The organism is Roseimicrobium sp. ORNL1, from assembly GCF_011044495.1.
Classification (GTDB): Bacteria; Verrucomicrobiota; Verrucomicrobiia; order Verrucomicrobiales; family Verrucomicrobiaceae; genus Roseimicrobium.
The window spans coordinates 3,352,593-3,374,722 of sequence record NZ_CP049143.1; the positions used below are offsets into that span (position 1 = coordinate 3,352,593).

The 22,130-nt window shown below is 58.1% G+C and carries 19 protein-coding genes; 2 read left to right on the top strand and 17 right to left on the bottom strand.

Annotated elements, in window-relative coordinates; all coding sequences use genetic code 11:
- The first annotated feature begins 74 nt into the window (after positions 1 to 74).
- Positions 75 to 1,736 carry a 2-isopropylmalate synthase gene (gene leuA / locus G5S37_RS13380; RefSeq protein WP_165204683.1) on the top strand — a complete coding sequence of 554 codons (1,662 nt, stop codon included), beginning with the start codon at positions 75 to 77 and terminating at the stop codon, positions 1,734 to 1,736.
- 404 nt (positions 1,737 to 2,140) lie between these two features.
- On the opposite strand, the gene G5S37_RS13385 is transcribed toward leuA, so the two are convergent.
- From G5S37_RS13385 to G5S37_RS13465, 17 genes are all read right to left on the bottom strand, one after another.
- Positions 2,141 to 3,079 carry a hypothetical protein gene (locus G5S37_RS13385; RefSeq protein WP_165204685.1) on the bottom strand — a complete coding sequence of 313 codons (939 nt, stop codon included), beginning with the start codon at positions 3,077 to 3,079 and terminating at the stop codon, positions 2,141 to 2,143.
- 24 nt (positions 3,080 to 3,103) lie between these two features.
- Entirely contained in the window at positions 3,104 to 3,385 is a 282-nt protein-coding gene (locus tag G5S37_RS13390; RefSeq protein WP_206026438.1) for a hypothetical protein, read from the bottom strand.
- Between the two features lie 326 nt (positions 3,386 to 3,711).
- Positions 3,712 to 5,034, bottom strand: a complete 1,323-nt coding sequence (locus tag G5S37_RS13395; RefSeq protein WP_165204689.1) for a pyruvate dehydrogenase complex dihydrolipoamide acetyltransferase — start codon at positions 5,032 to 5,034, stop codon at positions 3,712 to 3,714.
- 127 nt (positions 5,035 to 5,161) lie between these two features.
- The gene (locus G5S37_RS13400) at positions 5,162 to 6,637 is read right to left on the bottom strand and encodes a c-type cytochrome domain-containing protein (protein ID WP_165204691.1); all 1,476 of its coding nucleotides are present in this window, start codon (positions 6,635 to 6,637) and stop codon (positions 5,162 to 5,164) included.
- Between the two features lie 85 nt (positions 6,638 to 6,722).
- Positions 6,723 to 7,181, bottom strand: coding sequence for a hypothetical protein (locus G5S37_RS13405; protein WP_165204693.1), 459 nt, complete (start codon positions 7,179 to 7,181; stop codon positions 6,723 to 6,725).
- A gap of 515 nt (positions 7,182 to 7,696) precedes the next feature.
- Positions 7,697 to 8,965, bottom strand: coding sequence for a polysaccharide pyruvyl transferase family protein (locus tag G5S37_RS13410; protein WP_165204695.1), 1,269 nt, complete (start codon positions 8,963 to 8,965; stop codon positions 7,697 to 7,699).
- Between the two features lie 265 nt (positions 8,966 to 9,230).
- On the bottom strand, positions 9,231 to 9,713 hold the full coding sequence (locus G5S37_RS13415) for a hypothetical protein (protein ID WP_165204697.1): 483 nt from the start codon (positions 9,711 to 9,713) through the stop codon (positions 9,231 to 9,233).
- Positions 9,710 to 10,141, bottom strand: coding sequence for a hypothetical protein (locus tag G5S37_RS13420; protein ID WP_165204699.1), 432 nt, complete (start codon positions 10,139 to 10,141; stop codon positions 9,710 to 9,712). The genes G5S37_RS13415 and G5S37_RS13420 overlap by 4 nt, the downstream gene beginning before the upstream one ends.
- Before the next feature lie 694 nt (positions 10,142 to 10,835).
- Positions 10,836 to 11,252 carry a hypothetical protein gene (locus tag G5S37_RS13425; protein ID WP_165204701.1) on the bottom strand — a complete coding sequence of 139 codons (417 nt, stop codon included), beginning with the start codon at positions 11,250 to 11,252 and terminating at the stop codon, positions 10,836 to 10,838.
- A gap of 30 nt (positions 11,253 to 11,282) precedes the next feature.
- Positions 11,283 to 11,831 carry a dihydrofolate reductase family protein gene (locus tag G5S37_RS13430; RefSeq protein ID WP_165204703.1) on the bottom strand — a complete coding sequence of 183 codons (549 nt, stop codon included), beginning with the start codon at positions 11,829 to 11,831 and terminating at the stop codon, positions 11,283 to 11,285.
- Between the two features lie 460 nt (positions 11,832 to 12,291).
- Positions 12,292 to 12,759 carry a hypothetical protein gene (locus tag G5S37_RS13435; protein ID WP_165204705.1) on the bottom strand — a complete coding sequence of 156 codons (468 nt, stop codon included), beginning with the start codon at positions 12,757 to 12,759 and terminating at the stop codon, positions 12,292 to 12,294.
- A 64-nt stretch (positions 12,760 to 12,823) separates the two neighbouring features.
- Positions 12,824 to 13,225 carry a hypothetical protein gene (locus G5S37_RS13440; protein WP_165204707.1) on the bottom strand — a complete coding sequence of 134 codons (402 nt, stop codon included), beginning with the start codon at positions 13,223 to 13,225 and terminating at the stop codon, positions 12,824 to 12,826.
- Positions 13,226 to 13,371: 146 nt separating this feature from the next.
- Complete coding sequence (locus G5S37_RS13445) at positions 13,372 to 14,151, bottom strand: hypothetical protein (RefSeq protein ID WP_165204717.1); 780 nt, start codon at positions 14,149 to 14,151, stop codon at positions 13,372 to 13,374.
- Between the two features lie 23 nt (positions 14,152 to 14,174).
- Positions 14,175 to 14,498 (bottom strand): hypothetical protein, encoded by a 324-nt coding sequence (locus tag G5S37_RS13450; RefSeq protein WP_165204719.1) that lies wholly within the window; start codon positions 14,496 to 14,498, stop codon positions 14,175 to 14,177.
- Between the two features lie 90 nt (positions 14,499 to 14,588).
- Complete coding sequence (locus G5S37_RS13455; RefSeq protein ID WP_165204721.1) at positions 14,589 to 15,368, bottom strand: hypothetical protein; 780 nt, start codon at positions 15,366 to 15,368, stop codon at positions 14,589 to 14,591.
- A gap of 651 nt (positions 15,369 to 16,019) precedes the next feature.
- Complete coding sequence (locus G5S37_RS13460) at positions 16,020 to 16,541, bottom strand: hypothetical protein (protein WP_165204723.1); 522 nt, start codon at positions 16,539 to 16,541, stop codon at positions 16,020 to 16,022.
- 286 nt (positions 16,542 to 16,827) lie between these two features.
- Positions 16,828 to 17,580: a hypothetical protein gene (locus tag G5S37_RS13465; RefSeq protein WP_165204725.1), complete on the bottom strand. Its 753-nt coding sequence runs from the start codon at positions 17,578 to 17,580 to the stop codon at positions 16,828 to 16,830.
- 206 nt (positions 17,581 to 17,786) lie between these two features.
- On the opposite strand from G5S37_RS13465, the gene G5S37_RS13470 reads away from it, so the two are divergent.
- The gene (locus G5S37_RS13470) at positions 17,787 to 21,890 is read left to right on the top strand and encodes a PVC-type heme-binding CxxCH protein (RefSeq protein ID WP_165204727.1); all 4,104 of its coding nucleotides are present in this window, start codon (positions 17,787 to 17,789) and stop codon (positions 21,888 to 21,890) included.
- The last annotated feature ends 240 nt before the right edge of the window (positions 21,891 to 22,130 follow it).

Below are 22,130 nucleotides of genomic sequence, written 5' to 3' on the forward strand. Positions count from 1 at the left end.
TGCTTTCCGAAGCTGAGATGCCTTTGACAAAGGCCCGCTTCAACTCTCTGATCACCTTTCGCCATCATCATTCAATGTCCTTTTCACCCACCCAGAAATACCGTCCATTTCCCTCGATCGATCTGCCCAACCGTCAATGGCCCGCCCGTGTACTCACGCAGGCCCCCATCTGGTGCAGTGTGGATCTCCGTGATGGCAACCAGGCGCTGGCCGTGCCCATGAATGTCTCCCAAAAGCTGGAGATGTTCGAAGCGCTGGTGAAGTGCGGTTTCAAGGAGATTGAAGTGGGCTTCCCCTCAGCCTCGAACACCGAGTTCGCCTTCAATCGTCGATTGATCGAAGACGGCCGCATCCCGGACGACGTCACCATCCAGTGTCTGGTGCAGGCCCGTGAGGATCTGATCGAGAAGACGGTGCAGTCCCTGATGGGCGCGAAGAGCGTGATCATCCACCTGTACAACTCCACCTCGCCGGCGCAGCGCCGCTATGTCTTCGGCATGGAGAAGGCGGACATCGTGAAAGTGGCGGTGCGTGGTGCGCAGTGGATCAAGGATCGCATCCAGCGACTGGAGGACAACGGCACCAAGGTGATGCTGCAGTATTCGCCGGAAAGCTTCAGCGCCACGGAGGTGGAGTTCGCCAAGGAGGTGAGCGAAGCCGTGATGGATGTCTGGCAGCCCACGCCGGAACGGAAGATGATCCTGAATCTGCCCGACACCGTGGAGGTCGCGGGACCCAATGTGTATGCGGATCAGATCGAATGGATGTGCCGCAACATCAAGAATCGCGAGAGCCTGATCATCAGCCTGCACACGCACAATGACCGTGGCACCGGCACGGCTGCCACGGAAATGGGCTTGCTGGCCGGCGCGGATCGCGTGGAAGGCACCCTCTTCGGCAATGGAGAGCGCACAGGAAATCTGGACATCGTGCAGGTGGCGATGAACCTGTACATGCACGGCATTGATCCGAAGCTGGACTTCTCTGATCTGAATGCCTTGCGTGAAGTGTATGAGCGCTGCACTGGCATGACCGTGCCGCCGCGCCATCCTTACTCAGGTGAGTTGGTTTTCACTGCCTTCAGCGGTTCCCACCAAGACGCCATCAAGAAAGGTCTGACGGCTTACGAGGGACATCAGGGCGCGTGGGATGTGCCATACCTGACCATCGATCCCCAGGACATCGGCCGCGAATATCGCGAGGTCATTCGCGTGAACAGCCAGAGCGGCAAGGGTGGCGTGGCCTACCTGTTGGAGAGTGAGTTCGGCATCGAACTGCCCAAGGAACTGCAGCGCGAGTTCGGCCCGATTGCCAACGACGCGGTGGATGCCCTCGGTCGCGAGGTGAGCGCTGCGGAACTGAAGGCGATGTTCTGGAAGGAGTACATCGAGCGCAGCCAGCCCTTTGAGCTGAAGCATTTCCACGCGGACGGCACCACCGGCGTCTTCCGTTGCCGCGCCAGCCTTTATGAGGACGGCAAGGAGATCCAGGTGACGGGCGAGGGGAATGGCCCCATTGCCGCCTTTGTAAACGCCATGGTCTCCCATGGGGTGCCATCCTTTGAAGTGGCGAACTACCGCGAGCAATCCCTTGGCTCCGGCAGCGAGGCCAATGCGCTCTCGTTTATCCAGATCAAGCGCTCTGATGGTAAAACCTGCTGGGGAGCCGGTGTCGATACCAACATCGAGCTGGCCTCCATCAAGGCCGTGGTCAGCGCCGTGAACCGGGCTCTATAGCCCCAGGGATAGTTTTGGCCGTATGCGCGGACCGGGAGCACTGGTGGTAGTTAGTGCTTCCGGGGATCCGTGTGCGGTTAGCGGGCAGGGCGTTGGGGGTTTCGTTCATGACGTAACCCGCACGCTTGGTGATTGAACTGTAGTATCGGAGTCTATCAGCCTGGGGAAGCAGAGGATTTTCCTTCCGCTTCCCCAGTGCGGCCTATCGCGGCTTATGTGACCGACTTGCCCGCCCCCGGGTTCTTCAGCTGGGCTGCCGCGACGGGCGGGCACTCGGATAAGCGGCCACAGGCACAAGCAAGGAGGCACCATCGGTGCCATCCCTGTGCGGGTGTTGTGTTATACACCCTCAGCAGTAGTCAATCCGAGCTGGGAATCCTTGACCGCTCGACGTCCTTTTTCGATCACTTCGCCCGGGAGGCTTTGAGCGCCTGTGATTTGGCCGTGTTGGCCTTCTCCCGCAGTCGTATGATTTCGTCACGCAGGTTGGTAACTTGAAGACCAGCCGCAGCAGCCTTCTGCTCAGCCGCGTTTGCTTCCTGAAGAAGATTGTAGCTTGGGCGACCAGCCACCTTGGCACTCCCGGCCTGACCCTGGAGGTAGGCGGCGCGGTTGCGCCACTGGGACCATGCTGCTTCGGCAGTCCTGAGTTTCGCAGTGGAGTCCGCAACTTCCTGTTCAAGCGAGGCCGCGGATGCGTTGAGGGCATCGAGGCTTGGGTTCGCTGTTGCAGACGGCTTGTTGGTTTTGGAAGAGCTTGACGCCTTGGTGGTGGAGGCGGAAGTGCTCAGCGGTGTGGCTGCGCCTACCGCGGGCTCTGAAGAACTCAAGAATGGCTCCATGCCGATACGGAACCGGTCTTTGAGATCCGGGGGTAGTTCCTCTACACGAAGCTTCGCGACGCCCTCGCTGTGGGCCAGCGTGATCTCCGTATCGGTCACCTTCTGGATTCTCACTTCCTTGAGGATTTGACCATTGCGGAAGGGCACATCAGCCCACTGCATGCCCACGGACTTGGAACGGACATCACTCACTGTATCCCGGAACGCTTTCAGATATTCCTCTTTCCGTCCCTCAAGGGCGAGCACCGAGTCGGCCAGCGATTTCTTCTGGGCTTCAAGAGTTTGGTAGGCCGCCACAAGTTCATTGAGCCTTTCAGCCTCGGTAAGGCCGCCATCCCCTGAGCTGTCCGGAGCGAGCTCTTCTTCCAGGCTTTTCAGCTCGGCCTGCGCTTCAGCCAGCTCGTGCTGGGCAGTGTCTATTTTCGAGAAGTAGCCGGTGAAACTGGCAAAGCCCCCGATGAACAAAGCGACAACTAAAAGGCCCCAAATTTTCAGGTCCATAACGGTTTAAAAATGAGTTGGAGATTAAAGATTCTTGACCCGATAAGCGGTGCCTTCTTTTTCCAAGGCCACCAAGTCGGCTTCGAGGGTAGTTTTGCGTTCTTGAAGCATGGACACGTCACTTTCGAGTGTCGCGATACCTGCCTGCACAGCTTTGGCACCTTTACGGGCGAGGGGATGCTTCTTGGGATTCTGGGCGGCTGGGCTGGATTCCTTGACTGCCTCCAGCTCTTCAATCTTTTGCCGAACTTCCTTGGTCTTGGCGGCAAGTCTTTCCTGCTCCTGACAGCTCGTCAGGCTAAGCATGGAACCCGCGCAAAACAGAAAAATGAAGGCGCGTGTTAGGAATCTTGAATGGGCCATATAGGGTTATATCCTCCATTCCCCTCCATCTGGCAATCGGGCGATTTAATTTTTTTCAACGCTATTGAAATCGCGTGACCTTTCTAGTTGAAGGTTCACAGCCAGAGTGCAACGCATATTTTTGCCACATGCATACGGGGAACAGAGCCCGACGGATGTGCGCCCCATGACCTACGTGGACCCTAGTCCTGGGGGTAAAACGTTCAGAGGCGTCTCGCGAGAGGTTCGCGAGACGCAGGAGACCTGTGGTTTGAGGCAGAGGGCGGCGACTACACCACCATCAAGGCCGGATTCTCCACCAGCTTGCGCATTTCCGCGAGGAAGGTGGCAGCGACGGCGCCGTCCACCACGCGGTGGTCGCCACTGAGGCCAAGCCACATGCGCTGACCAGCGACGATGGCACCCTTGTCGTTCACGACGGGGACATTACGGATACTTCCCACGCTCAGAATCATTGCCTGAGGCGGATTGATGATGGCCGAAAACTGGTCGATGCCGTAGGAGCCGAGGTTGCTCACGGTGAGAGTGCCGCCCTGGAACTCATCCGGGCTGAGCTTCTTGTTCTTGGCACGGGTGGCGAGGTCCTTCACGGCGGCGCTGATTTCCTGTAGCGTCTTGGTTTCCGCCTGGCGGATGACCGGAGTGACAAGACCCTCCGGAATGGCGATGGCCACGCTGAGGTTCACGTGCTTGAACTGGACGATGGCGTCTCCGTCAAAGGAGGCGTTCACAGCGGGCACGGTCACAGCTCCACGGATGACGGCCTTCAGGATGAAGTCATTGACAGTGAATTTCACACCGCCAGTCTTCTCTGCGGCATCATTGATATGTTTGCGGAAGGCCATGAGCGGCGCGGCGTCCACCTCAATCTGAAGGTAGAAATGCGGGATCTGGGTCTTCGAAGCGAGGAGGCGCTCGGCGATGATGTTCCGCATGCCGGTGAGCGGGATGCGCTGGTCGTCTGGACCGGCGACAGGGCGGATGGAGGGCGCTGCCTTCGCGGGAGCGCTGCTGCCACCGGAGATGGCACCGCCTGCAGGGGCGCTTTCTACGTCGGCACGCACAATGCGTCCGCCGGGGCCGGTGCCCTGGAGGCGGGAAAGGTCCACACCAAGCTCTTCGGCCACCTTGCGGGCGAGGGGAGAGGCCTTCACGCGCACGCCATTCGCGGCGGCTGCGGCGCGGCGTTTGGGAGCGGGGCCGGAGGGGGGAAGTGTGCCGGAGAAGGCGCCTTTCTTGGCGGAAGCGGCGGCGGCAGGTTCCGCGGTCTTGGCGGCAGGGGCTTCAGCCTTGGCGGGAGCGGCCTCTGTGTTCGCGGCAACGTAGGCGTCGAGGTCTGCAGGCGCTGCTTCGCCGGCGGCGAGTACCACGGCCATGGGGGCTCCGAGGGCGACCTTGCCGCCTTCCTTCACCACGAGCTTGGCGATGGTGCCGGTCTCAAAGCACTGCATTTCCATCGTCGCCTTGTCCGTCTCGACGTCCGCGATGATTTTGCCGATGTCCACCGCGTCACCTTCCTTGATGTGCCACTTCACGAGGGTTCCCTCGGTCATGGTGTCACTGAGCTTGGGCATCTTGATGAGTGTCGGCATGGGAAGAGATACGGTGGTGGGAGTCGGTCGGGCGTCAGGCCACGCGGAGTGCGGGCGCGACATTGTAGGGAGCCGTCCTCAAACTTCAAACGGCAAACCACATTCAAAGTCAAGAAGAGCAAATCTCCTACCACCCGGGGGCGGCGGTGCGCTCCAGCGTGACTTTGTTGTCCGGGAGCTCGATCAGCCGGAGTTTGCCCTCCTGTCCGGCCAGAATCACCCGAGTGGAAGCTCCATCTACCGCCAGGGCATCCACCCGACGGTCGAAGGCGGGGAGTTCCTTGATGTCCACCTGAAGGCTGTCAGCGCTTTTCTTCTTCTCTTCCTTCTTGTCCTTGGCCTTATCCTTGTCCGCGATATTGCCTTTGTCCTTTTCGTCTGGCTTCTTCCCGGGCTGTGGGGGCTCTTCTTTCTTGGTGATGCTGTAGGCGCGGATGCGGCCATCTGCGGAGGCGGTGATAAGACGCGGGCCAGCCATGGCAATCCGGGTGACCTCCTGGCGGCCCCCCTTCAGCAGGAGGTCGGTCGCCCGGCCGCTGCCGTCTACCTCCGACTCCCACGGCCAGCGGCGCACCTCACCATCTGCGGCGGAGGTGTAGAGGATCTTCCCATTCGGATCCCATGCGGCGCAGGTGACTGCGCTTCCGTGATTGGTGAAGGTGATGCCGGGCTCCCCCTTGGCTGCGGTGAAGATGCGCGCTGTACGATCCCGGCTGGTGCTCACCAGGAGCTGCCCGTCCGGGGAGATGGCCAGATAGGTAATCCAGTCCGCATGCGCCTCCGCCTTCCAGGCGAGCTTCCAGTCCGAAGCACGGAAGACGCGGACAAGATTGTCCGCGCCGCCCACGGCGAGCAGGGAACCATCCGGCGAGAAAGCTGCGGCCAGGATTGTGTCCTTGGCGTTGGGGAGGCGCTGGATGAGCTTGCCGGTCGAGCGTGATATGACCATGACCTCGCCGCTCCTTCCCGGTGCTCCTCCGGCCACAGCCAGCAGATCGCCTTCCCGCTGCACGGCAAGCGCCAGCACACGCTCCGGAGCGCTCGCGATACGGCGGCGCAGGGCGCCATCATTTACATTCCATTCCAGCACCTCATGATAGCCGCTGGAAAAGAACGACTGGCCATCCGGCGCGAAAGCCAGCGCGGTCACCGGCACCGGGCGTGGGTATTTCTCCGGCGTGGAAGGCGTCTCCTTCTTGGTGGTGGAGAGCAGTTCCGCGAGTGGCGTCTTGGGATCTGGCCCATCGAACTTCCCACCTTCTTCAATCCACTTCTTAAATAGCGCGATTTGTGCGGGCGGCAGCGGATCGTCCTTCTGCGGCATGCGCTCGTCTTCATCATGGGAGACCAGCCGTGTGTAGAGCGTGCTCGCATCTGGTTTCCCTGGCGTGAGCGCGGGGTCGTCACTGCTGCCAGCCCTGCCCACCAGTTCGAAGGTATCCACGCGATAGCGGCCTTTTGCCTTCTTCTCCTCGTGGCACGTCACACACTTGTCCGCCAGAATGGGAGCGAGGTCCTTGGTAAAGGAAACGGGGGCGGAGAAGCATGCTGCCTGGGCATGGAGGAGAACCAAAACAGAAAAAACGAATCGCGGACGGAGCATGACCGGGGAGGGGACTTCACAATACGGTTCGAGTTCTCTCCTTTAAGCATCTCTCTGTGGATACTCCATCCGCTGGACGGTATCTTTAACGTGCTTTGTTAAACGCCCGCCAAGAGTCGGGATCGTCAAAAAGCCCGCCGAAAATTTCAAAGCCACCACCAAAGGCATCAATTATGTCCCACCTGGTGGATTCTGGCTTCCAGAGTCCCTTCTCCGTAGTCGAGTCCCATTCTTCGACCAGCACATGGTCCAGATCAATGTGTCCACCGTCGATGTTCCATGTTCCTTTCTGGGAGATGGTAGTCGGGGCTCCTGAAACAGTGATGGTCTGCTCGAACGAGCCATGCAAGTGCAGGTCGATTTTTAGGATGTAAGAAACCGACTTGTTGGGTTCCATGGGGCGCGATCCTTCGCTGGTCCAGACTCCCGCAATGTCTTTCGGAGTTACCGTCCTTGTAGTTGGCAACGGCAAGCCTCCCCACTGACCACAGGCTGGAAGCAGCGCGACACAAACAGCGAGGATTGCAAAAGTGGTGGTGCTCATAAGTGGATCGAACTTACTGCGCCAGTTACCATTCGGAATGAAAATCCTTGGCATGTGCCTCCCAATCTAGACCTGACAACCCCTCACAAACAAGCTGATGCAGTGGGAAGCGGCTTCCCTTCGTAAACCAGCACACAACAAGCAGGGAATGCTCAACGGTGACACCGTGCGACACCATCGGGGTTGACGCGAAAAGACCCAGGCATGTTTGGGGCAAATGCCACCTGTCCATGTAACGTGCTATGTGCGGAATCTTGGGGCCGATTAGTTCTTCCACCAAGCCCGGGATTCGATGTTCCATCGCTACCGGTCGAGCAGGATCCGACCAGTCTGGATGTGTCGGCAGAAGGTGAAATTGCTCCAATCTCACACGCCGACCGGATGGCAGGATACTCTCGATACCAAGCGACATGTCGCGACTTGAGGTTAATGACGCACCCAATACCTCGCAAAGGTACGGCCCGCGGAAATCAGGCACCTTCCACGAGGTTGGGAGTCTCTTGAATGGACCGCACTTACGCCTTAATCACACCCTTCAGCACCTTCATCTGGGACTGTGCCCGCTCTTCCACGTAGGCCATGGCCTTCTTCACCTTCGCCTGAGCGGCGGGGTAGTCTTTGTGGATGCCCATCAAGCTCTCGAACATCTTGGTCGCGGGTGTGGCGTCGAATTCTGGAGCCCATTCTTCGAGGCCGATGTCCTTGAACATCCAGCACTTCGGCGAGTGGAACTCGGAGAAGGTGTGCATCATCGGCGTGCCCATGGCCAGGGCCATGATGGGGGTGTGCGGCTCGTGGCAGATGACGGTGTGGGCGCGGGCGTAGAAGGAACAGGCCTCGTCCACATTCCAGAACTCGTCGAAGTTCACCACGTGCTTCTTCAGCTCATCTGGCAGCGTGTCGTAGATGAACTTCTTGTTGTACTCCATCTCCTTGTTCACCTCGGGGGCAATGACGACCTTCCAGCCGGTTTCTTTCACCCACATCGCAATCAGGTCCTGATACACCTTCGCCCGGCGGGTATCGTCGGCGATGTTTTCCGGGGTGGGGTGGAGCGGGTTCAGTTTCTGCGGGCGCTTGTCATCCACACCGGGGCTGGTGGGGGAGTGGGTGCGAAGCTGGATGGTGATGAATTTCTTGTCCTCCAGCCCGTGCTTCTTCATCCGGGCGAGTGCCTTCTCTTCATCACGCACGTCGATGCCGAAGCAACCATCCGGAGCCCACTCGAGTACCGGTGGCTTCACTCCGGTGTCCTGAAGCAGTTTCAGCGTCTTGGAATCGCGGCAGTAGATGAAGGCCGCGCTGTTGAGCAAGGCGATGCGCTCCTCCGCGCCCTTTCCGGTGACCATGTCCGGGAAGTACGATTGGGCCTGCAGCCCCCATGGCTTGCCAGCTTTGTCGCAATACTTCATGAAATCCGTCGGCTGTCCCATGCCGGGGCCGCGAAGGAAGAAGTCGGAGCGGTTCACGGCCTGCTGTACAGGTCCATCCGTCTGGGTAAGCGAGCCCTTCACAATCTCCAGCTTGGGGAACCGCTTCATCAGCATTGCATCCACCGCTTCATTGGTGTTGGCCGCCCAAAGGATGACCTTGGCCTCCGGAAGATATTGTTCCAGAAACCGCAGCGTGCCTGGTGTGTGACCGATGTCACCGATGTTCTTCGTTGCCCAACCGCAGTGCAGGAGGACGGTCTTCTGAGGATTGGCGGTTTGAGCTACGGCAGGAAGGGCGGCTGCGCCAAGTGTCAGGCCGGAGGTGCGTAGGAAAGTGCGGCGGGAGATCATGATGGAGATAGGTCAGAGGATAGGAAAATCGGACACGAAAAGCCACTTCCATCATCACATTTCTCCAATTCGCACTGCCAAACAAACGGTTGCTTCGGCTTGTTAGGAATTAGGAATCTCCAGCAAGGTAGCATGGTCGCACACGGAACGCGGAAGGCAAAACTCAATGCCATGCTCAGCTGACACCTTGGCGAGACTGAAGTATGTGCAATGCTCTTCGCAAATCAACCGTTGGCGGATTGGTTGCAGTGCAAAGACAGGTGAGTCAGGCTTGGTCATATCGGACTTCAACGCGAGCCCCCACAGATTCCAATTCAACTCGCCAGGACTGAAATGACGCTGGCCATCCTCGAACCAACTCGAACGGGGTCGCGCGGAGTAACACCAGGGCATCAGTCGCGGTGCGTCCTGTCGCTTGCTGAATCACAGCCAACACCCGTGATCGCTGCGGCCCAACCTCCACCACCCACAGGGAAGGATCATGGATAAGTGACGGTTCGATGACCTTGGGAAAACTGCCAAACTGTCGCTGCAGTTCAACTAAGGCACTGGCAGAATCCAAATGCGACAAAACGCGTGCGGCGGCGGCGTGCTCCCGGCAGAACCATTCGAGTCCCGGCGGGTGGCCGACAGCGTCATCTGGCAATTGCTTGTAGTCACGGAATCGGACCAGTTCACCACCGGATTGCGCATGGCGCCATTCGCTCCGGAAATCGCGACCACAGAGCCAACAGTATGCAGGCTTCATCTTTTGCGCCTCTTTTTGCTCAACGAGTCTGGCTCGACAATTCGGTCCAAGGAAGGTTGTGATTTGCAATCAGAGCGCGGGAACTGAGCCTGCGATATAGCGCAGGGGTGGGCGGTCTCGTGTTCTGGCTCATGGTCAAAGGTGAATGGCGCAATCCGTTCCGTTGGCTTCCAGCCGCGCGCCAATGCCTGCTGAATCATACGCCGGGCTATGCGAGCTGTGATAGTCACAAGCTTCACGTCGGGGGCCGGGAAATTGAGCCAGGGATCACGTACGCCACGCATCGTGACGATTGCTTGCTGGCCACTGGACTCAGTTCCCTGAAGCGTCATGGTGCTGTCATGCTCCGCAAAGCGAAAACGCCAGCGGTACACGGCGCCATCGACGGTGATGCGGCGAAAGCTGTTGGTCTTTTTGGCGTAGCTCATAGGGTGTAGACGAACACGATTTGTCCGAACGCATGTCACTTTCGCGGAACATAACCGTGCTTGAAGCAGAACGGCTGAAATGTGGTGGCATACCAAGCCACATGTTCCGAAACATAGGTGGCGATGTCCGGGCAACTTTGTCCCGTAAAACCCTCTTCGTGACTCCAGAAGTATGCAGTTCGGTCGCTCTCCTCCAGCGAGATGGCTCCGTTGAAACCATCGAAACACCAAAGAATACCATGGAGCCAAAAATCTCTGGTAAGATATCCTCGTAAAGCTGGTGTCGCGTCAGGAAATCTTGCGGAGACCACAAGAATGTATCGTAGTCGAGAGAGATTCCCGGTGCGGTCACCCAAATATCCAGCAAAGCGGGGGGAATCGACTGCCCCATTTTCTTCTCGATCTGGGATTGAAGTGCAGGGGTCAACGGGGATCCAAATTGCACCTCAGGGATGATCTGGCGCAATCGGGATGCCCACACGCTGGAGTTCTCTCCCGATGTAGGCGCCAATCTCTGCAAAATTGCATGGCCGTAGCTGTTTAGAGGGCGAATTCCGGAGGGAGAGTCTGTCGTTGGAAGGTCGAAGTCGTCGTCAACCTCGTCATCGTCAAATCCATTTTCTTCAGATGTCATAGGATTGGTTTTGAAGTCCGCGAGGGCCCGGCAGTTGCCCGCGTCTACGTGACGGCGCGGCTAGTTCCAAGACACGAAAAGGTGAACTTCGGTCATCTCGGGATTCAAGTTCAATTTGTAGTATGTCGCTCCCTCCCTGCCACTGCCGAAATACTCGACAACCCTCCCAGGCAACTCGGAACGTTCCGCTTTTTCAAAATCCGGAATTCGGCTGAGCCAGGATTCAATGCTCGACTTTGGAGCAGAGAAGGAGCTCGTAAACTTTCGGGTCAGGAAATCTCCAAACGTCTTTATCTGGAATTTCTTTGCGTCATCGGGCAAGTCGGGAACTCCTGTCCAAGTCTGGGTCACCTCCCACATGTGAGCCTTCATGAAGGGATTGCGATTGTCCCAGAAATTGGAAGTGAGCAGATAGCCGATCGAGGCAAGTAGCCACAAGATGATTCCCAAGGCGGTGATGAAAAGGAATCGTTTCATCGGCAATGTCGGTATGCTGAAAACGTCCGGCTACCTTCGAGGTTCATACCGCATCGCCACCGCGCCCGAGGCGAACTCCTTCTGGCTCACGAGCTTCAGGTCGACATGCTTCGAGAGTCCGGCAAATAGGGATGGTCCGTGGCCGACGATTTTGGGATGCACGATGAACTCATATTCGTCGATCAATCCCAGCTCTGCCAGCGCCATCGGCAGCTTCACGCCACCGGTGAATAATCCATTACCGGGCTCGCGCTTGAGCTGGTGAACGGCCTGCGCCAAGTCCCCACGCAAGAACTCCGCGTTCCAATCGACCTGGGAAAGCGTGCTCGACACGACGTACTTCTTCGCCGCGTCGATCGTGTTGCGGAAAGGCTCCATCCAATCAGGCATCTCTCCTGTCCACGCGGGACGAAAGGCGACTTCCATCATTTCATAAGTCACCCGGCCAAAGAGGAGGGCGTCCGCCCGCTTGATGCTCTCGGTCGAGTGGCGATGCATCTCTTCATCCGGCATGATCCCTGCCTGATGATCGCAGCATCCGTCCAGGGTGACGTTGATGGAATATCGAAGAGGTCGCATTGGGCAATGCTATACCGGATATGGCTGGGGCGTCCAGTGGTGCCTAACGGTGATCCCTGGCGAACCGCTGTGCTTTGCCCGGCTTGCGCCTTTGGGGCCAGAATAGGATGAAGATTCCTGTGGCGGCGAGGGCTGCAGAGCCACAGATGGATGGCCAATAGAATTTTAGATACATCGACCAGAACTTGCTGACGTGCTCTTCATGTGTCTGGGGTTTTCCCCAAGCTCCCCACGCCGCAGAATCGGTAAATCCCCAAGAAAACCACATGGTAACGGCGAGGATAAGCGCCGCACTCAAGATACAGAGGGAGGCGATGACAATCCTGATGTTGCGCCAGCTTTGTTGTGTCAGTTGCGGCATGGTTCTAGATCGAACGATAGAGCTCGGACACTAATTTTGCGAGGAAAGGGTGGGGGAGCTTGCAACTGAGACAGCGGATGCGTCCGCTGCGGCGCTGGGTTAGCTGGCGGCCTTGCCTGAATACTGAAATCCAAAGAGACCCGGAACACCGGGCCACATCATCGGGTCGCTACCATCACTGAACAGCAACTCAATTCCGGAGTCGAGGCGCAGCACGAAAGCGGATGGTTCATGTGGCATGTCATGCCTCTCATACTTGATGTCAGCTGTCCCCAACTCGCGCTCAACTTGCTCCAGCGGTGGATGGCCCTCGAAGAACCAACGGTCGAACACTACTGCTGGAACAAGCTCAAGCTGTGCGAAGGTGTCGCAGAAGATAAGGCTAAGCGACTTGTGATCACTGGTCAGGTGGAACTCGATATCTCCATACTCCCAAATGCCCGGCGTGCGATGCCGGCGGGAAGTTGCACTGACGACGGGAGGCTCGCCGAATGAGCTTCTGAGAGCGTCAACCGAGTCGCCAAGCCGTACTGGGCCAAACTCGCCGGTGCGGAGAAACTCTCGCATGGAGACACTTGCTGGGGGACTTAATGGATCACAGCCGCCCAGTCCAGTTCGCTGCGGCACTTGACTAGACATTCCCTTCAAGGTATCGCCGGGTGTAGGCGATGTTGGTAAAAATGTTGTCGACGACTGGCTTCAGATTGTCGGCGCCTATGTAGCTGTGGCCCACCCCAATCAACGCATGGTGGGCGCGATGATGTGCTTGGTTCATGGCTGAAGCGCTGGCTTCCGCCACCAGGCCGCCGCTCCACTTGGCGGCGGCTCCCACATGGTCGGTCAGGCACCGGAGAACCGCGGCGTCAATGTCCTCGACGTCGAGAAACATCACCGAGCGACCAGTCATCAGGGCAAAACCATAGAGCAGCATGCACAGGACCTCGACACTGAGGTCATCTTGCTGCCAGCGGGGATCGGCTCGAACGGCATCGGCCAGAGTTCCGAGTTGTTTGGTCAGGGCATCTTGCGTCATGTGAATCGTCTGGCGGACTCCCGCTCAGGGTCATCCGTTTGTATAGTTCAGCGTCGGGAAAGGCAAGCTGAAGAGCATGGGTCAACGCAGCCCACAGGATGTTCATGGTAACTCCAGGCGGGGCCCAGTCCCTGCAGTCTTACGCATTACCGGAAGCGGAAAGCTTCAAAAAGGCGTTCGAATGATTGGGCGTCCTCGGGAGAGAGTCCTGCGGGTGTGATAGCCGCGAAGGCGAGCATCTGGCGGTCGTTGCAGATGTAGCGGGAGCGGATGGTGAGGGCGGGGTTCCTGGGAGATCTGCAGGTGAATTCCACGATGGTCTGCGAGTCGGTGGAGAGATCTTTGCGAGAGAGGATTTCAGCGTTCTGCACATTGGCGGCGTTGCGCTGCAGTTCTGCTTCGATGAGCGCTTCCCGCTGTTGCTTCTTCTCTTTTGCCAGAGGCAGCGCGTAGTAGCTGACAAAGAAAGCGGAGTGTCCCAGATTTGCGCCAAAGTTGGACACCGCGCCGTCCTGCCCCAGGAGACGGAACTCAGAAGTGCTGTTCATGGCGCTATTGAGGGCGTGGAAGGAGACCTTGGGGGGCTCATTCTTATCATCTGCCGGTGAGTAGAGGAAACTGGTCAGGGTGCTGCTGGATTTTCCATCCTCGACTGTGGGTTCCAATCGTTCGTCCTCGACCTTCTTTCGCGCGTCGTTGATGAATGCCTGGGGCAACTCGACCGCTATCGCATTGTTCGATCCCGAGAGGAGATCAATCACCTTGATCACTCGGAAGTCCTGGACTTTGCTGCCTTCGCCTACGACCACTTTAAAAAGCACCAGATAGAGTGGGGAAGTTGCGTCGTCGGCGTGGAGTTGTGCGCGTGTCCCGCAGAGAAGTGCACAAATGGCGAGGAAGGCCAAGGCTGGATGGAGGGTTGTCATGAGTGGACAGGTGTATCTCTTCTTCATTTATGCTCGAACGGTACGGGAAAGGGATGGAGGCGCACATCGTCAGAGGACAGGCCAAGTTCACCCAAGATGGGCAACAGTGCAGGCGGATCGCCGTAGATTATGGCGACCTCATAGGGAACTTGTAAGAGGATGGCCATGCGTTGGCCTGAGGAAAGCGAAAATGCCCATGAGTCCTCCTCGCCGCCGGAAGTGCGAAATGAGTCCGTTTCGACGTAGTGTGGCTCGCCCAGCATCATGCGTAATTCAGGCCGGGTGATGCGAAATTCTGCCAGTCCCCAAATGGGCGGCGCGACTGGTAAGGGAAGCGGTCTTATCATGAATCCGTTGTGTAGAGTATTCAGACCACCTTGCGGAATTTCAAGGTGCGATAAGCCATGTCATCACAAACGCCCGCGCAAAAAAACAATTCAGTTTCCCTGCACTGAAGTCCGGCCGGACAGCCATTCGTGAAGCGCGTCGATCCTTTCGGTGTTCGGCCCCTGGGGGCTGAACGTGGGGCAAAGCCAGCCACCTTCCGAGTGTTCATTCCACGCGTAAACCAGAATGGTGTTCGCGGGAACTTTTCCCTGATTGGCTTTGGTCCAGGCAAAAGCAGCCTCCACGCCGGCAACTACTTGCTTTGGTGTCGCTGACCAGCCGACAAAGTCCTTCACGATATTTTCGCGAGGGTACCAAGTGACCTGTGTATCCCGAAAAGGGGTTGGATCCCAGCCGGTGCTCACATTGGGAATGATTTCTTTTAGCTTGGAGTACTCGTCCCAGTTTTTCTCCATTCCGCCGGCGTACATGGTGACGGCATCGGCGCCGACCGCTTCGCAGGCCTGCGCCACCTCGGTGGCGGTCCAGCCCATCATGGCAACGTAGGGACTCTTGCCGCAGGATTTCAGGGAGAGCTCTCGCAATGCGGCAAGGTCCGTGCGGGTCATCGGTGCAAAGAGATAGACCAGAGGACGACCGTCGAGAACCTTCTGGTATCCCGGCTTGCCAAATTCCGCGGCGAGCCAGGGCGCATCTCGATTCATGTCGAAAGGGTTTGTGCCCAAGACGACACACCACTTGAGACGCTCCCGTTTGCCAGAAGCAAGGAAAAGGTTTCGCGCGAGTTCCATCCCATTGCCTGGCGGATACCAGTCAAAGGCCCAGTAATCGACACCGGCGTGGACGGCGTAGCCAATCTCAGTGTCCATGATTTCCTGGGAGAGGGGTTTGAGTGTGATGAAATCCGGCCCAGCGGCATGCACAAAGAATGGCGCGCGATGTTGGTACTTGGCTGGACCGAGGACTCGCTCAGAGTCCTTCCCGATCGCGCAGTTGTTCCCCCAGCCATCCCACCGAATGGCGCCGATCAGCGGGCGACTAGAGCGTGTCACTGACTCAGGGGAGTGCAGCGCTCTGGTATGCTCCTTCTCGCCAGTCGCCTGAGTCTGCTTTTCAGGTGTTTCGGCGGCCAGAACTCGATCGAAGGTGGCTATACTGAACAGCAGAAAGGTGCAGAGTTGGATGAAACGCCGGGATGTCACGGGGGTGATTGGTCGCTTGGATTGAAGGGTGAGTGTGCAGAGTCGACGGATGTCGAGGAACAGACACCGCTGCCTGTGTCAGCTTGTCAGACCCGGTTTTGAAGTTGGACAAGAGTCACTTCTTTGCCGCGGCGATCGTCCGGCCTGATGATCGCAGCAGCCGTCCAAGGTGACATTGAGGGAATATCGGAGGGGGCGGATTACTTGCTCCTGAAGCGGCCCAACGTTGGCTCAGCGTTCCGCCTCACGAGAGGCTTGGGTTGCAACAGTGACGCAATGGCCGGGCGTATGGCGCTTGGACGTTGGTACTGGTGGCCGCTATGCCGAAAGCGATTTGAGGCGAGCATGAATTCGCTGAGTGGCACTCCAAACGGTTGTGCGTAATCCCATCATTCGAGAGATTGCTGCACCGTATGTGGGTCCGAGTTGCTGCTGTGTCTGAGTCCGATCTACTCGCTCTGCTCCCTTTGTGCGTGCGAGACGCGCGACCTCGGGAAATTCGCCGTCGATCTGCATCTCCATGTTGTAGAGGGCATCGCGAATCTCAGAGAATGCCTTCGCGGTAATGTCGTCTCGAACGTAAGCTGCCCCATTCAGTTGGAGTTTGGTGCGCACGTCGGTAATAGCCCATAGCATCTCTACAGGGTCTTCGCGGTCGAAGCCAGCGTAGAACAGCCCTCGATCGAGCAAAGCAACGAGACCACGGAGCTGGTCGTGAAGCTTGTCGGCGCGCTCACGTGCGGAGCGACGGGCCTGGACAAGAATTCCTACTGCGTTGACGATAATTGAAATGACAGCACTGACGGCTGCCGAGGTTAGAGTTGCTTCAGTTGGCGTCATGATAGGGATGTTGGGTGAAAGCGCCTAACGTCTAATGCTGTGCCGACTGCCGGTGCGGGAATGAGCGTGGAGACGAGTTGGCGGGTTGGACTTGCGAAAAGCATGGGTGACAGAGTAGCCTTGGCGGTTGGCACCAGCGCTTTGTTCGCCCTTGGTTGGTCGGTGATCGAGTTTATGGCTTTTTTGTCTGTGTCCCAGCTTAACACCGGCGGAAGCTGGCGCACCTCGTCTGGGTGGGCTGAGAGGCGGAAAGTGAGGTCAAATGTACTATGCCTGTCGTCCCCATTCACATATAAGCAGTAGCTTCCTTCCATTTTGTTTCGGCATCGGCAACGATAGCCCCTTTGCTGTCAATACACTCTATGACGTTGAGAGCTTTCTTGCCAGCATCCTTAATCGAACCGCCAACAAGCCAGCAGCGATCATTGAAAATGAGGTAACGGTCATGAAGCTTAGAATGCCGTCGAATCTCAAGAACGCGGCCTTCCGCAAGGAAATCCCTCGCTGCGGCATCAAAACTAGTTTCGATGGATTGCCTCTGCTGGCCCGTCAGAATCCTAATTGAATGCGCAACGTCTCTGAAGCAATCAAGCGTGTTGATGCCAATATAGGCGTCAACAAGTAGAATCGGTCCTTCGCTTTGTGCGACCAAGTCTCGAATTTCTGACTTTGCGGTAAACGGCTTGGCATCTGACACTGAAATCTCGATTGGTGTTGTTGGACCGTCCAGAAGCGGTCGCAATTTCTCGAGACGCTTCGACATTTCCTCGTGGAAGTCTCTTCTTTCCCAGGACGTTTTTGCGATCATCTCGCTGCATCGGACGAAAAGGCTTGGCATCAGGGCCTCCAATATCCTTCGGTTGTTGGCATGCTCCATTTGTGTGACCAGTCGCTTGGCGATTGCGATGTGAGCCGGCTCGCCGCGGCTATGATCCCACTCAAGCTCGCTATCGAAGAGGCCGAACAGCTCATGCAATTCATCGCCGGTATAGTAGGCGCGCATTGCATCAGCGAGAATTGGAACAAGGTGTTTGCTCATCAGAAGGGGCGGGTCGCCAAGCTACATACATACTAGTGAAGAAAAAAATCAACTGTGCTATCCCCGAATTTTTACGCCTGTTTGTGAACTTGAAATTTGCATGCGCCAGCGCTGCCCCCAAAAAAACTTCATTTTCCATGTCAAAAAGCAGGATCACTCCGCTATTGGCCTGCCGTATTGGACTTCCCTCATTTCAGTTTCCCTGCATGAATCGACGCTTCCACACCCTCCTCGCTGGCCTGGTTTCGGGTCTTGCCCTGCATGGGCAGGTGCAAATCCAGGCCCAGGCAGCCCCTGCCTCCCTGGAACTCAAGAAAGGTGACCACATCGCCATCGTCGGCAGCCTGCTGGCGGACCGGCATCAGCACTCCGGCTGGCTGGACACGCTGATCCATGCGGAGAACAAGGACAAGGACCTGGTCATCCGGAACCTGGCTGTGGCGGCGGATGAGGTGAATACCTGGCACCGCTCCGAGGGATTCGGCACGCGTGAGGAGTGGCTGTCCAAAGTGGGCGCGGATGTGATCTTCGCCTTCTACGGATTCAATGAGTCCTTCAAGGGGTATGAGGGCATTGAGGAGTTCAAGAAGAACCTCGATGCGTTCCTGAAAGACCTGAAGACCAAGAACTACGGGGGCGACGGCGCACCGCGGGTGGTGCTTTTCTCTCCCACAGCCGCGGAAAAGCAGTCCAACCCGGACGTCGCCAAGCCCGACGAGAACAATACCAACCTGCAGAACTACACCGCCGCCATGAAGGAAGTGGCCGCGGCGAATGGCGTGCAGTTTGTGGATCTTTTCGATGCCTCGCAGAAGGCGTACGCCGCCGCGAAGGCACCACTTACCTTCAATGGCATTCACCTCACGGTGGAAGGCGACAAGGTGCTGGCCCCGGCGATCTACAAGTCGCTCTTCGGCAAGGATGCTCCTTCTTACAAGGGACTTGAGAAACTCCGCGGCGCCATCCTCGATCGCAATGAGGAATGGCACAGCCGCTACCGCACGGTGGACAGTTACAACATCCACGGCGGACGCTCCGGCCTGGCATACAAGGCGCACACCGGCGCTTTCCTGCAGAACCAGAAGACTCCTGAGGCCCCGTATGTGTCGAACTATCAGGTCATGCAGCAGGAGATGTCCGTGCGTGACGTGATGACCGACAATCGCGAGAAGCGCGTGTGGGCTGTAGCCAAGGGTGGCGACCTGAAGGTGGATGACTCCAATGTCCCAGCGGTGACCAAGGTGGAGACGAACCTGCCCGTGGGTGGCGACACCTTCAACAAGACGCCTATGACTGGATTCAAGGTGGATCCGAACACAGGCCTCGTGGAGTTCCCCAGTGGAGAGGAAGTGGTGGGCAAGATGAAGACGCCCCAGGGCATCAAGGTCCAACTCTTCGCGGATGAGAAGATGTTCCCGGAACTCATCAAGCCGGTGCAGATGGCATTTGATACCAAGGGCCGCCTGTGGGTCGCCTCCTGGCGGAACTATCCCAGCCGCACTCCCTGGAGCACGAAGGGAGACAGCCTCCTGGTGCTGGAAGATACCAACAACGACGGCAAGGCGGACAAGTGCACGCCCTTCATGGATGACCTGAACTGCCCCACGGGTTTCCAGTTTTACAAGGATGGCGTGCTCGTCATGCGCTCGCCGAATCTGCTCTATGCCCGAGATACCGATGGCGATGGACGTGCTGACAAGTTTGAGCGCATCCTCAGCGGTCTCGATGCGGCGGACTCACACCACGAGACGAACTCCATCTGCTATGAGCCCGGCGGTGCGGTGTATTGCTCGGACGGTGTGTTCCACGCCTCCCAGGTGGAGACGCCCGAAGGTCCAGTGCGCAACAAGGATGGCTGCATCTACCGGTACGAGCCCCGCACGGGCAAGTTCGAGCGCTACGCGGCCTATGGCTTCGCGAACCCGCACGGCCGCGTCTTCGACTACTGGGGCAATGACATCATCACCGACGCCACGGGGAACAACAACTACTTCGGCCCGGGCTTCAGCGGCTTCATCAGCGAGCCGAACAAACACTCGAAGTTCGACCTCGTCTGGCAGCATCCGTCCCGTCCCTGTGCGGGCACGACCATTCTCTCCAGCCGTCATTTCCCGGACGAGTTCCGCGACAATTTCTTGAACTGCAACGTCATCAGCGTGCAGGGCATCTTCCGCGCAAAGTTCGCCGAAGTAGGCTCCGGCCTGAAGGGCGAGACGCTCTACCATGAATACACCAAGCCCGGCTCGACCACTCCCGAGAAACTGAACACTCTCGTGGAGTGCAGCCCCGCGGAGGTTGGCACGTTCCGTCCTTCCTGCGCCAGTGTGGCTCCGGATGGCTCGCTGTACTTCGCTGACTGGTCCAACGCCATCATCGGTCACATGCAGCACCACCTGCGTGACCCGAACCGCGACCAGATCCATGGCCGTGTGTACCGCGTGACCTACGAAGGTCGCCCGTTGCTCGAGGTGAAGAAGATCGATGGCCAGCCCATTGAGAAGCTGCTCGAGCTGCTGAAGGAGCCTGAGAACGACGTGCGCACCCGCGCCAAGGTCGAGCTCGACAAGCATGACTCCAAGGCGGTGGTCGCTGCGGTGCAGAAGTGGGTGAAGCAATTCGACCCGAAGAAGGTGGAAGACGCGCACCACATCCTGGAAGCCCTGTGGGTGCACCAGTGGCACAACGTGGTGAACAAGGAGCTCATCAATACGGTGCTTGCCTCACCTGAGCCCCGCGCCCGTGCGCAGGCTGTGCGTGTGGTGTGCTACCAGCGCGATCGTATTCCCGAAGCGATCGAAATTCTGAAGAAGGCTGCCGATGACGAGAGCCCCCGTGTGCGTCTCGAAGCCATCCGCGCGGCGAGCTTCTTCAGCGGAGCGGATGTGCCGAAGGCGCTCGACGTGGCTTACACCTCGCTGAAGCACGAGGGTGACTACTACATCGACTACTGCCTGAAGGAGACGCTCAAGCAGCTCCAGTCCCAGAGCAAGGAGCAGACCCTGCCCAGCGATCCAGTGTTGGTCGCCGCACTGCTCAGCCGCATGGATGACAACGAGCTCAAGGGCATGCCGAATGTGGAAGCCGTGCTGCAGGCCAAGCTGGAGCGCAAGAGCTACGATCTTGCCACCCGGGACAAGGCGATCGACGAACTCGTGAAGCTGCACAAGAGCGATCGCGTCACGGAGACCGTCGCCGCGCTGAAGCGTCTCGATGCGAAGAGCGGTGTGGCAGGCCAGGCGGCTTCTGACCTTGGCAAGCTCCTCCTCTCCGCTCCGGTGGATGCGCTGACGAAGGCCAAGGAGCAACTCTCCGGGCTGGCCCGCTCCGCAAACCTGCCGGACGTGCGCCGTGCCGTGTGGGCTTCCATCATCGTCCAGGACCGCAAGCCGGATGACGTGTGGGTTGCTACCGCGGATAAGGCGGAATGGCGTACCGCCCTGGTGCAGGGCATCGGCTTGGTGCCGGATCCTGCGTTGCGTGCGAAGTTCCAGCCGCAGCTCAGCGCACTCCTCAATGACGGTGGCGTGAAGGGCGAACAGCGGCAGGCCGCATTGAAGGCGCTCTCCCTCATGGGCCCGGGCAACGCTCCTGCCAACTTCGCCGTGCTGGCCAAGCATGTGATCGATGGCAATGAGCGCAACGCTGCCACCACTGCCATCATGCAGCTTCCGCGCACGGCCTGGGACAAGGCGCAGGCGGAGGCCGTCGCGCAGAGCGTGCTGGGCTATGCGAAGTCTGTCCCGGCGGACAAGCGCTCCGAGCAGTCTTTTGTAGAAGTGAACCAGCTCGGCATGGAGATGGCCTCGCTCGCGGGGAATACCGCACTGCGCAAGGAGTTGCGCGGGTTGAGCGTGGCGGTCTACGTGGTGAAGACGGTGCACGAGCAGCTCCGTTTCGACACCCAGCGCATCGTGGTGGAGAAGGGGAAGCCGTTTGAGATCATCTTCGAGAACGACGACGTGATGCCGCACAATCTCGTGCTGGTCGGCAATGAGCAGCACTCCGCGATCGGCATGGCAGCGCAGACCATGAGTCCATCAGAAGTGGACAAGCAAGGACGTCAGTTTCTTCCGAAGGGCCAGCCCCTCATGGACGCGACTCATCTGCTGAATCCTGGCCAGAAGGAGACTCTCAAGCTCAAGGCACCCGGCAAGGAAGGTGAGATGGAATTCGTCTGCACCTTCCCCGGCCACTGGATGATCATGTGGGGCAAGATCATTGTGACGAAGGATGTGGACGCGTACCTCGCGGCGAATCCGAAGTTTGAGCTGCCTATGCCCGGGGCGCCTCCCGCTCCAGCGGCGAAGTAGTCCCTCCACTGCCCAGTATTTACTGGAAAAAGAACGCCCGGCTGCAATGCCGGGCGTTCTTTGTTTTCTGATAGACAAGTGGATGAAGTAATGTTTATAAGGCGAGGTTCTGCAAGAATCCCCGAGAGATATAGGGAATTTCTGTTAACCTAAGAACGGCATAACTCCCAAAGAAAAGACAACCCGCTTCACCCCCAAAGCTCTCCCAACACCCTACATGCAAATACCCAATCCTGCCCG